Annotated in this window: 7 protein-coding genes; 4 read left to right on the top strand and 3 right to left on the bottom strand. The window is 40.6% G+C overall.

Annotated elements, in window-relative coordinates:
* Positions 1-4: 4 nt before the first annotated feature.
* A complete protein-coding gene (locus tag QTN47_RS04480) occupies positions 5-787 on the top strand; it encodes a DUF4249 domain-containing protein (RefSeq protein ID WP_369328126.1) in 783 nt (260 codons plus the stop codon).
* Between the two features lie 337 nt (positions 788-1,124).
* Here the strand turns inward: QTN47_RS04480 and QTN47_RS04475 are convergent, their stop codons facing one another.
* Positions 1,125-3,656 carry a ligase-associated DNA damage response DEXH box helicase gene (locus tag QTN47_RS04475; RefSeq protein ID WP_369328125.1) on the bottom strand — a complete coding sequence of 844 codons (2,532 nt, stop codon included), beginning with the start codon at positions 3,654-3,656 and terminating at the stop codon, positions 1,125-1,127.
* 368 nt (positions 3,657-4,024) lie between these two features.
* Here QTN47_RS04475 and QTN47_RS04470 point away from each other — a divergent pair, with 368 nt between their 5' ends.
* Complete coding sequence (locus tag QTN47_RS04470) at positions 4,025-7,285, top strand: SusC/RagA family TonB-linked outer membrane protein (protein WP_369328124.1); 3,261 nt, start codon at positions 4,025-4,027, stop codon at positions 7,283-7,285.
* Positions 7,286-7,295: 10 nt separating this feature from the next.
* Positions 7,296-8,723, top strand: coding sequence for a SusD/RagB family nutrient-binding outer membrane lipoprotein (locus QTN47_RS04465; protein ID WP_369328123.1), 1,428 nt, complete (start codon positions 7,296-7,298; stop codon positions 8,721-8,723).
* Positions 8,724-9,009: 286 nt separating this feature from the next.
* Here QTN47_RS04465 and QTN47_RS04460 read toward each other — a convergent pair whose 3' ends face one another.
* Complete coding sequence (locus QTN47_RS04460) at positions 9,010-9,765, bottom strand: helix-turn-helix domain-containing protein (RefSeq protein ID WP_369328122.1); 756 nt, start codon at positions 9,763-9,765, stop codon at positions 9,010-9,012.
* A 616-nt stretch (positions 9,766-10,381) separates the two neighbouring features.
* Complete coding sequence (locus QTN47_RS04455; protein ID WP_369328121.1) at positions 10,382-11,305, bottom strand: hydroxypyruvate isomerase family protein; 924 nt, start codon at positions 11,303-11,305, stop codon at positions 10,382-10,384.
* Positions 11,306-11,436: 131 nt separating this feature from the next.
* On the opposite strand from QTN47_RS04455, the gene QTN47_RS04450 reads away from it, so the two are divergent.
* Positions 11,437-12,390, top strand: coding sequence for a formylglycine-generating enzyme family protein (locus QTN47_RS04450; RefSeq protein WP_369328120.1), 954 nt, complete (start codon positions 11,437-11,439; stop codon positions 12,388-12,390).
* Positions 12,391-12,404: the final 14 nt, after the last annotated feature.

Genomic DNA, 12,404 nt, shown 5'->3' with positions numbered 1-12,404 from the left:
TAGCATGAAAGTTCTTACATACATATTTATTTTTTGTGCAGTTACATTATATGCCTGCCAGAAAGTGGTCAACATTGATCTTAAAGACGCCGATAAAAAGTATGTTATTGAAGGCATCATTAATGATGGCGCCGGCCCATATACAGTCAAGATCTCGCAGACCAATAGCTTTTCAGCCGATAACAACTTTGCGACCATTAGCGGCGCACAGGTTATTATTTCTGACAACACCGGCATTAAAGACACACTCAAGGAAACATCCAGCGGCAGCTATACTACCAGCCGTATAATTGGGCTACAAGGACGCACATATAACCTGCTGGTAAATATTGGAAGCAGTTCCTTTTCTGCATCTTCCACCATGCCTGCAAAAGTGAACCTGGACAGCATTTACATTACCTCGCTTGACTTTTTTGGAAGCACAATTAAATGTCTGATACCAGCATTTACAGACCCGAAGAATGCAAAGAACAACTACCATTTTGAACAATACAAAAATGGTATTCTTGATAAAACCTTATATAGTCAGAACGATGAATTTTCTGATGGCAAGGTTAATTCACGACCGCTGATCATGAATGAAAGCGACAGTGCTTTTAAAACAAACGACATTGCCCGGTTGGAAATGCAATGCGTTGATGATAATGTATATAACTACTGGACAAGTCTTGAACAATCTACAGGATCAGGCACAGCACCGGCCAACCCTGTAAGCAACATAAAGGGTGGTGCGTTAGGTTATTTTAGTGCGCACACCAGCCAAATTGCAGAGATTGTTGTGAAGTGAGATCAATTGACAATTGAAAGTTGATAATTGACAATGATGTGCGAATGTGCGAATGTGCAAATGTGCGAATGAGTAAATGTGCAAATGTGAAACATGCACAATGAAATAACAGTGCTATATACAATGTTTTAATTGATAGTTAGATCTTAATTGGTCTAACTATTTTTTTGGGATTTATGTAAATGATTAAAATACAGTTACACAGAGAGAAAACGAACAATTACAGTAATTATTAATTCACATAGATCTCAGCTTGACAATGCCTTCATTCGCACATTTACACATTCGCACATTCGCACATTCTCCCTCATTTTCAATTATCAACTTCAATTGTCCATTATTTTTCCATTCTCACCTGCATTCTTCTAATACGGTCGGCGAGTTTTTCAGAAGAAAGATTATACCGGCTTAATCCATCAACAATGATCGGAAATGAAAGCGGGGTATATCTTTCGGGAACGGTTATAACTATATTGCTCTGCTGAATACGCTCTAAGGCATTGCGTAAACGCAATTCCTCCATTTGTTGAGAGAAGACTTCCTGGTATGCCTGGCGCAGCAAAAGATTATCCGGATCATGCTCTAAGAAAACCCGGAACAAAAGAGATGCTGAAGATTGCAGATGTCTCGCTTTCTTTTGTTCTCCCGGATATCCTTGGAAGATCAGGCCGCCAATTACAGCAATATCACGGAATTTACGCGAAGCCATCTCAACACTGTTCACACTACGCTGTATATCTGCCATAAGATTGTCCGATGTAAAAAGATCATACGCATTTGTATCGTCTACAGGAATGGGCTGATCGCTCAACAATTCAAAGCCATAATCATTCATAGCAATGGAAAATGTGATCGGTCTGAATTTACTGATGCGATAAGCTATTAGCGAACTCATTGCTTCATGCACCTGACGTCCTTCAAAAGGATACACCAAAAGGTGATATCCGTCGCCATCCTCAAAATGCTCCATCAGCAATTCATTCGCCTTGGGAATATGAGACAGTTCGCGTTGCAGATCAAACAAAGGCTTGAGGCTTTTTAATTCAATTTCATCGTAATTGTTATCAATGATCTTATCGAAGGTGTAGCGTAGAATGCGCCCCAGGTTTGCTGTCAGACTCATGCGTCCCCCCATCCAGCTCGGCACAATTGCTTTTTTTGCAGATGATTTACGCACAAAGGCCGTCATGTCTTTAATAGTTACCAGCTCTAGGTTTCTTCCTGCTAATGTAAATACATCACCCGGCTCCAACCTGCTGATAAAATACTCTTCTATTACACCGATATAACCTCCGCCCATAAATTTCACTTTCATCATAGCATCACTAACGATGGTGCCTATATGTAGCCGGTGGCGCATGGCCATGCGCCTGCTTTTCATCCTGTACAAACCATCTTCCAGTTCCACTTTTTTGTATTCATCATAATTCTGCAAAGCATCACCACCGTTTGTGATATGGTGTAATACTTCCAGCCATTCTGCCTCATTTATATCTGCAAAACAATAAGTGCTTTTTACTTCTTCAAATATTTCTTCAGCTTTAAAACCTTCGCCAATTGCGAGTGTACATAAGTACTGGATCAACACATCAAAGCAAAGCGTAAGCGGTTCCCGCCCTTCTATCAATCCCTGTTTTATGGCCTGTTTAAGCGCAGCTGCTTCAACCAGCTCCAACGAATGCGTTGGCAAAAAATAGATCCTGCTCACATCTCCGGGCCTGTGACCGCTGCGGCCTGCGCGTTGCAGAAAACGTGATACACCTTTAGGAGATCCAACCTGGATAACAGTATCAACAGGACGAAAGTCGACACCAAGATCAAGACTTGCGGTACACACAACTGCCTTTAGCTTTTGTGTATGCAATGCCTCCTCTACCCAAATCCGCAACTCTTGCTCAATACTGCCGTGGTGAAGTGCAATAGCCCCTGCAAGTTGGGGCGCTACATTTAATAAGGTTTGATACCACAACTCACTCATTCCCCTGGTATTGATAAAAATGAGGGTGGTATTGCTTTGCTCTATAATAGGAACTATTTGCGCGGCCAATTTAATTCCTAAATGTCCAGCCCATGGATATTTCTCAATCTCTGGCGGAATAACAGATAACACATCTGTCTTCTTATCAAGATTTGCTTTTATAATGAAATAGCCCTTCTCATCACCTTCGTCATTTATGAACCGCTTCAACGGCGACAACAAAACGTCCGCAGCTTCATGCAGATTACCGACAGTAGCGCTTATCCCCCACAGGCAGAGTTTTCTTGACGACCGTTTCTTTTTACTCACTTCTATCTCTTCCACATTGTTACGCATGCTTACAATTCTTGATAAAGCAAGTTCCACCTGAACGCCACGTTTGCTTCCCAACAGTTCATGCCATTCATCCACAGCAATCACATTCAGGTTTCTGAATACTAACGGATACTCTTTTTGTGCAAGCAATAGGTGCAGGCTTTCCGGTGTAATGATAAGAACCTCAGGCATTTGCCTTTTTTGTTTGGCGCGCTCGTTAAGATCCGTATCACCATTCCTGATGCCCACTTTCCATTGCATACCCAATTCATTAATCACATCCTCCATCGCGCGGCCAATATCCTTAGCCAAAGCCCGCAAAGGCGTTACCCATAAGAGCTGAAGGCCATTTTTGGAAGCGGTTAGATATGTTTCATGATGATCGTTAATAAATTGAATGACACTTCCCAGGAAGACAGAAAAAGTCTTACCAAACCCTGTTGGAGCATTAACAAGTCCACTTTCATCATTAACGATGTATTGCCAGGCCTGCTTTTGAAAATCAAAAGCTTTAAACCCTTTGGCCCTCAACCACTTTTGAATTATGTTATATCCTTTTGTCTGTTCTAATTTCATTTCGCCTTGTTCCTCGTGCTGAATATAGCTGTTTTTAAAAGTGCCCGGGTGTTTTTTTCAAATCACCAACATTGATGCATTAATATTTTTTTAATCTCTTTTAATCTCCCCGTTTACACCAATTAAAAGGAATTAAAATTGGATAAAAAAAATCCGTAACGATTTGTTAACATCATTTTATGACTATTTTGGCCAAACAAACATGAAAAAAATACTCTTCAATGCAAATGATTTATTTGTACCCAAAGACGTGCTACGTCCCAATTCCAATCAGTCCATCATACGTAAATCCCATTGAAAAAATAATACTGTAACCATTCATATAAGTTTTTTTCTTTTTCAATTTTCAATTTAAAAAAAACGATCACATGAGAAAATTGCTCGTACTCATGAGTATGTGCCTATGTATTATTGTGGCTCATGCTCAAAACCGGACAATTACCGGAAAGGTAACGGATGACAAAGGGCTGCCTATCCCCCTTGCATCAATTAAAGTAAAGGGAACTAGTGTTGGTACTTCAGCCAACGAGGAAGGTGTTTTTACACTTAGTGTTCCAGCTAATGCAAAGGCTATTGTCGTTACTTCAGTTAGCCATAATAACCAGGAAGTAACTATCGCAGACAAATCAAATTTCACCATTGTACTTACTGCTGCTGACGTTAAACTTGAAGAAGTTGTTGTAACAGCGTTAGGTATTAAAAGAAGTAAAAACTCACTTCCTTACGCAGCTCAGCAAATTAAAGGCGACGATGTAAGTGCTACAAGAGGAAGTAACTTTGCCAGTGCTTTATCTGGTAAAATATCTGGTTTAGAAATCAGGCAAGGCAATTCTATCGGTGGTTCTACTAACGTTGTAATGCGTGGCGTTAAATCGCTTACAGGTAATAACCAGGCATTATTTGTTGTTGATGGTGTACCCGTTGACAATACAATTGCCAGCACCGAAACTTCTACTACAAAAGGAAACACTGATCAGGCAAGAGGGCGCGGCGGTTACGACTATGGAAATGCCGCTGCAGATATTAACCCTGATGACATTGAGTCTGTGAACGTGTTAAAAGGCGCCGCAGCTACAGCGCTATATGGCTCAAGAGCAGCTAATGGTGTAGTAATGATTACCACTAAGAAAGGTAAGAAAGGATTAAACATCATTGTTAACTCTGGCGTTATCGTTGGCAAAATTGACAAAAAAACCTTCCCTAAATACCAGAAAAGCTATGGCGCTGGTTATTCTGATTCTTATCAAAAAGATGGTTTTTATTATTTTGATGTAGATGGAGACGGCGTTAAGGATCTTGTTACACCAACTGCAGAAGATGCTTCTTATGGTGCCAAGTTCGATCCTAATCTGATGGTATACCAATGGGATGCATTTGATCCATCTTCTCCTACTTATCACAAAGCAACACCGTGGGTTGCAGCAAAAAATGATCCGTCAACATTTTATGAAACGGCTGTTTCTACCAACAACAGCATTTTTTTGAACACGGCTTCAGATAAAGGCTTTTTTAAACTTGGCTACACAAACAATATTGAAAGAGGTACGTTGCCCAACAGTAGCATCAAAAAGAACATCATCAACTTTGGTGCATCTTATAACATTACCGACAGAGTAAGTGTTAGTGCTGCTGCAAACTATTCCTTAATAAATGGTAAAGGACGTTATGGCACCGGCTATAGTGGTAGAAACGTAAACCAAAACTTCCGCCAATGGTACCAGACTAACGTAGATATCCAGGAACAAAAAGCAGCTTATTTTAGAAACAACCAAAACATTACATGGAACTGGAAAGATCCGTCAACAGCTGCCGGAACAGTACCAGCGTACACCGACAACTATTACTGGACCGTTTACAAGAACTATGAACAAGATAGCAGATCCAGAGTTTTTGGAAACGTAGCATTGAACTATAAAATCACCGATTGGTTAAACCTGTTGGGAAGAGTAACACTTGATACTTATACTGACTTCCAGGAAGAACGTATAGCTGTAGGTAGCCAAAACACACCCATGTACAGCCGCCTTGACAAAAATTACAGCGAAACCAACTATGACCTGATGGCCAATGTTGACAAGCAACTGACAAGGGACCTGAATTTCAAAGCGGTTGCCGGTACCAATATCAGAAGAAACAATATCAGAACCAATTACCAAACAACTTCAGGTGGCTTAATTGTTCCGGATTTATATTCTATAGCCAACTCTAAAGGTACATTGCCTAACCCCGTAGAAACTAATCAGCCAATAGCTGTTGATGGTTATTTTGCAGGTGCAACTTTTGTATATAAAGAGTTCTTAACACTTGACGGAACTATCAGAAGGGACAGATTCTCCACGTTACCAGCTGATAACAACGCATACAATTACTACGGTGTTTCAGGTAGCTGGTTGTTCTCTCATCATTTACAGGATTTAACATGGCTTTCTTCAGGTAAATTAAGGCTCAACTACGCTACAGTAGGTAACGGTGCGCCCTGGGGAAGTATTAAAGACATATACGACCAGCCTAATGCATTTGGAAGCACAATCCTGTTCTCGTTACCAAACACAAAAAACAACAGCACTTTAAAACCTGAAATAACATCCAGTAAAGAGATTGGTTTGGAAATGTCATTCTTGAAGAGTCGCATTGGTTTTGATGCAACTTATTACATGACAAATACGATCAACCAGATTATTCCGGCTGCAACATCTACAGCTACCGGTTTTTCAACCAAGTATGTAAATGCCGGTACAGTAGCAAACAAAGGTGTTGAATTATCAGTTTATGGCACTCCGGTTAAAACAAAAGACTTCGTTTGGAATGTTAATGTAAACTGGAGCATGAACAGAAATAAAGTAGTTGAATTGTATGACAAGAGCGAAAACCTTTTGCTAGGTTCTTTCCAGGCTGGGATTACCGTAAACGCTACTAAAGGTCAGCCTTATGGAACAATTCAGGGCAACACATGGATGATGATAGATCCTAAAGATCCAACAAAAACTAAAGCATGGGACGGATCAAGCCCCAAACTTGTTAAGGATAATGGCTATTATGCTACAACCACTACAACAACCAATGTATTGGGTAACTACAACCCTAATTGGATCGGTGGTGTTTACAACAGCTTCAAATACAAAAACGTAACCCTGGGCTTTTTGATAGATACACGCAGTGGCGGTACAGTATGGTCATTAGACATGTTTTATGGTACCAACTACACAGGTATTTATCCTGAAAGCGCAGGCTTGAATGATCTGGGCAAACCAGTAAGAAACAGCCTGGCAGATGGCGGTGGCAGAATTCTGGATGGCGTTACTGCTGATGGAAAAGTAAATACACAACGAGTTGTAATAGATGCCAACTCCCCAGCAATGCCACGTGCAGGTTATGCGTACGATGCAAGTTATGTAAAGCTGAGAGAGACTACTATTACTTATACTTTCCCTCAAAAAATGTTTAACAACATAAGATTTATCAAAGGCGCAGATTTTTCACTGGTAGGCAGAAACTTGTGGCTGATTTACAAAAACCTGCCTTATGCAGATCCTGAAGAAAACCTTACTGCAGGTAACATTCAGGGTGTTCAAAGTGGCGCTTACCCAACTACAAGATCTATTGGTGTAAACTTAAAAGTTAAGTTCTAAAAAAAACAACATGAAAAAATTACTCTTTATAATAACATCGGGTTTATTCTTTGTGAGCTGCACAAAGAATATATCGCACTTCAACGATGAAACAAAAAGGCCTGCCAACGTTCCTGCGCCAACTTTGTTTTCTAATGCAACAAGAAACCTGTCTGATGCATTGGCTTCAGCGAGCGTTAACACCAACGTTTTCAGGTTTACAGTAAAGCATTGGGCAATGGCCGTTTACCAGGACGAGGCTCAGTACGATTTTGCAACACGTAATATTCCTCAAACATGGTGGACAATCATGTACAAGGATGTTTTGGCTGATCTGAACGAATCTGCAAGGCTTATTACAGCTGACAACACTTTAGATCCGATTGTTAAAGCCAACAAGCTGGCTATTATCGATCTGATGCAGGTTTATACATTTGATATACTTGTAAATACTTTTGGTGATATCCCCTATACAGAGGCGCTTAACCCAAGCAATCTTTTCCCTGTGTATGATGATGCACAAACCGTTTATGCAGATCTATTGAAAAGGGTTGCTGATGATATGACCAAACTAAACACAGCCGGTGTAGCATTTACATCTTCTGAAGATTTGTTATACAAAGGAAATGTTAGCAGCTGGAAAAAATTCGCCAACTCGCTGCGCATGAAAATGGGTATGCTTCTGGCTGATAGTGATGGCAACACAGCTAAGGCAAATGTTGAAGCTTCAGATGCAGCGGCGCTGTCTTCTTCTGCAGATGATGCAAAGGTGACTTACCAGGGTAGCACTCCCAATACAAATCCACTGTATGCTGATATAGTTTTAGGCGGACGTCCGGACTATGTTGCATCAGAAGATCTAATGAACCTTCTTATTTCTATGAGTGATCCAAGAAAGGCGAATTACTTTGGTGTTAACAATGATGGATTATATAAAGGTGGTGTTGTTGGGAAAGTTAATACCTTCTCTGACATGTCAAAACCAAGTGATAAAGTTTCTGCCGCTACTGCACCAGAGGTATTTATGGATTATGTAGAAACAGAATTCTACCGTGCAGAAGCCAAAGAACGTGGATATAATGTATCAGGTACTGCAGAATCTCATTACAATAACGCAATAAAGGCGTCAATCATTGGCTGGGGTGGAACTGAAGCTGATGCTAACGCTTATTTAGCAAGAACTGATGTTGCTTATGCAACTGCAAAAGGTGACTGGAAAGAAAAAATCGGCTTCCAAAAATGGCTGGCAATGTACAACCGCCCGTATGAAGGATGGACTGAATTGAGAAGAATGGATTATCCTAAATTAACGCCTCCTGTGGCTGCTATATCAGGCTTCCCTACCAGGCTTACTTACCCAAGTAACGAGCAACAGTTAAATGGTAAAAACTACACAAGCGCTGCGTCTAAAATTGGTGGCGACGATGTTGAAACCAAACTTTTCTGGGATAAGTATTAAGATGTTCTCATGTTTGCTTAGATAGGTCAAATGGAAAGGGTTGCAATTGCAACCCTTTCTTAATTTATAACCCCCAATGAAAAAGCCAAAATAGTTAAAAGTAATCGCGTGATGGTCGGCGAAGTCAAAAGTCAAAAGTCAAAAGTCAAAAGTCAAAACGATGACCATTTGCAAGAGCTTTAGTTTTTTACCTGCCAATCGTCAACTCAAATATTCAAGTGAAACATAGTTTCATTTATAGTCGAAACTATTTTTGAATTTTTACTTTTGAATTTTGAATTGCCTCCTAGTTCATTTTCTTCTTCAAACTACTCACCTGGTCCTGCAAATCTGTTACCAAAGAAGCAAGGTGATTCACATCCCAGCGTTGAACAGTATTGGCTTTGGTAATAACCATTTGTGCTTTCCATACTTCCAGAATGTCCTCTACGCTAACCTGGTACGGCTCAAACTGCGGGTTATCGCTAACCAGTGTTACACGGGTCTTTACTTTGTTGTTGCGGACCACTCTTTTATAAACAATGCCTTCGTTTTTGGATATAACTATATAGGTATTGTTTGTCTTCAAGTCTTCCACATCTTCCACCTTCTCTCCTACAATAACACTGCCGCTGGGTGTTGGCAACATACTATCGCCGACAATTTCAAACGCGCGGTAATGGCCCGGCGCCAGCATTGGTAAAGTAAAAGTATTCAGCTCGTCCACAAACTCAGGATCTGCATAACCTGCCAGATAGCCGGCTGCAGCCTTAACAGGAACAAAATGGATCACCTGGCTGTCAGAGCTCATTTTTAACTGCCTTCTTTTATCTAAGTAGCTGCCTCCGCTTTTTTGCGCTGTAACATCTTTCAACAGCAAGTCATCCAGGCTCAACTTAAAAATGCTGCAGATATTTTCAAGCACATCAAGGCGTGGCTCAGCCCGCTCTTCTTCATAAGCACCTACCAGCGAACGTTTAATTTTAAGTTTGTTCGCAAATTCTTCTTGTGTCCAGCCGCGAAGTTTGCGCAGATAACGAAGATTTTTTCCGGCATAACTCATAACTAAGTGATTTAGCTGCAAAATACTAATTTTTTTAGTCAAACGCTAAGATTGGAAAGATTTTTTTTGATTGGGATTTTTTTCTGGACCGGGATTTAGGGGATTGGTGGATTTAAGGATTGATATAATTGAAAATTGAAAGTGGAGAATTCCTGCCCGACTGCGTCAGTCAGGCGGGGAAAATGGCGGATGGAAAAATGTGCGAATGTGCAAATGTGTAGATGTGCAAATGTGCGGATGGGAAATATGCGAATGTCTGATGTCGGATTTTTTCATCTCTGATTTCTTTCGGTGCAGCAGGCTAATTGGGTGCAATCAACTTTAGAGCACAGCTATAGCTAAATTAAAAATTATAGTTGCCTGACACAGCCTTACCTGGCTCTTAAACCTAAGCACTCTTAACTTACGCCTTATACCTTAATCCTTATACCTTAATCCTTATACCTTAATCCTTATACCTTATATTTTACACCTTATACCTTATGCTTCACACTTTGTGCTACCTGATACCTGACACCTGAAACCTGATACCTCAAAAAAAACCGCTCACAAAAATGTGAACGGCCTTAAAAAATTTGCAGCTAACGGCTAAGAGCTAAGAGCTGATAGCTCACAGCTACATAAAGCTATCACTGTCGCGGTAAGCTTTCAGCAATGCCATCTCACCTTCTTTACCCGGTTGAGAATTGCCGTGTTCCATACCGAGAACGCCTTTGTAACCTTTATTGTAGATGTGTTTGAAAATATTTTTGTAGTTAACCTCACCAGTTGTTGGTTCATTTCTTCCGGGGTTGTCACCTATCTGGAAATAAGCTATTTCATCCCAGCAGAGATCAATATTGTGGATCATGTTTCCCTCATTTTTTTGCATGTGGTACATGTCGAACAATATTTTGCAGGACGGGCTGTTTACAGCTTTACATATTTCGTACGTCTGATCAGATGTCTGTAAGAACAGATCAGGCGAGTCACTCAGCGGTTCCAGCACCATCACAATATTATTTGGCTCAAGAATGGCTGCGCCTTTGCGTAAGGCATCAACAACATTCGCGGTTTGGATCCCAATCGGCAAATGCCTTTCAAAATTTCCCGGAACAACAGTTACCCATTTTGCATTTACACGTTTGGCAACTTCAACGGCCTGGCGGCATCCTTTCAAAAATATTTCCAGGTATTCGGCTTTACCGGTAGAAAGTGAATTTGCAGAGTTGCCACCTTTATCTACTACGAAAACGCCCATCGTCATACCGAGTTTTGTCAGTGTATCACCTATTTTTTTCTGGTCTTCAACTGAGCGGCCGGTCATGCCATTATCTTCAATTGATCTGAATCCCAAATCGTAAGCGTATTTTATCTGATCGACAAAATCTTTGCCGCCATTATTTTTAAACATTCCATCATGAATAGCGTAATTGAGGTTAAAAGGCTTGTCAGCATTAACTGACAGATCTTTTTCATCGTTGGCAGCTTTAACGGCAGAGGCAGCAAAAACAGAGGCACCCGCAAGCAGTGATTGGTGCACAAATTTTCTACGTTGCATAGATTAATAATTGTATAATTGAGGTTTAAATTTAAGCACAAACGCTTCACACTAGCAAAAAATTATTAGCCGGGCGCGGTTTAAAACCGAATGTTGAATATATTTAGCCCTCATTATTGCACTATACCATCATGAAATGTTTACTTCTTTTACAGGGATTACTATTATTTTCAGTTATTAACGCTCAAAACAAAGATTTTACCGCTTATCAGACAACTATTCCGGGTTCTTCAGTAAAATTTAAAATGGTTCCTATTCAGGGTGGTTCATTCACAATGGGAAGCAGTGATAAAGACAAACTTCATAAACCCGATGAAGGACCCCAAAAAAGTGTTTCAATTGCCGCGTTCTGGATGGGCGAGCATGAAGTTACTTATGATGAGTTTCTCCTTTTCTTTAATGATCAGAATACCAGCGTAAACTCAGAGGTTGATGCAGTAACAAGACCAACACCACAATATATAGATCTAAGCTGGGGAATGGGTAAGGTTGGCGGATATCCCGTAAATAGCATGTCTCATATGACAGCTTTAATGTATTGCAGATGGCTGTACAAGAAAACCGGTCAGTTCTACCGTTTACCAAGCGAAGCTGAATGGGAATATGCCAGCCGCGCAGGTAAACCAACAGCTTATTATTTTGGAGATGACAGTTCTAAATTGAAAGAATACGCCTGGTTCGCATCAAACAGTGGAAATAAATATCACCAGGTTGGGCAAAAGAAGCCCAATGCATGGGGATTATACGATATGCTCGGCAACGTTGCTGAATGGACGCTTGATCAATATGATGCAAATTATTTTACAACAATAGGCGCCACCGCAAATAATCCTGTTATTCCACCCGCAAGCAAATATCCAAAGTCAGTAAGAGGCGGCGGTTACATGGATAATGCATCTGCTTTAAGATGCGCAGCTCGTGATAAATCGCTAGCTTCATGGAACAAAAGAGACCCACAGATGCCCAAAAGCAAATGGTGGCTGACAGACGGCATGCAGGTTGGATTCAGGTTGGTTCGCCCTTTACAGCAGCCCTCGGCAGATGAAATAAACGCTTTTTTCAATAAATATCTCGGTACAAAATAAAACCACTTTAAAAC

Source organism: Danxiaibacter flavus (assembly GCF_041060425.1).
Lineage (GTDB): Bacteria > Bacteroidota > Bacteroidia > Chitinophagales > Chitinophagaceae > Danxiaibacter > Danxiaibacter flavus.
This window is presented reverse-complemented; position numbering and strand designations above follow the sequence as displayed.

Excerpts from the sequence above, each read along its gene's own strand:
- QTN47_RS04460 (WP_369328122.1), bottom strand. The coding sequence starts at position 9,765 with ATGAGTTATGCCGGAAAAAATCTTCGTTATCTGCGCAAACTTCGCGGC.
- QTN47_RS04475 (WP_369328125.1), bottom strand. The coding sequence starts at position 3,656 with ATGAAATTAGAACAGACAAAAGGATATAACATAATTCAAAAGTGGTTG.
- QTN47_RS04455 (WP_369328121.1), bottom strand. The coding sequence starts at position 11,305 with ATGCAACGTAGAAAATTTGTGCACCAATCACTGCTTGCGGGTGCCTCT.
- QTN47_RS04450 (WP_369328120.1), top strand. The coding sequence starts at position 11,437 with ATGAAATGTTTACTTCTTTTACAGGGATTACTATTATTTTCAGTTATT.
- QTN47_RS04465 (WP_369328123.1), top strand. The coding sequence starts at position 7,296 with ATGAAAAAATTACTCTTTATAATAACATCGGGTTTATTCTTTGTGAGC.
- QTN47_RS04470 (WP_369328124.1), top strand. The coding sequence starts at position 4,025 with ATGAGAAAATTGCTCGTACTCATGAGTATGTGCCTATGTATTATTGTG.
- QTN47_RS04480 (WP_369328126.1), top strand. The coding sequence starts at position 5 with ATGAAAGTTCTTACATACATATTTATTTTTTGTGCAGTTACATTATAT.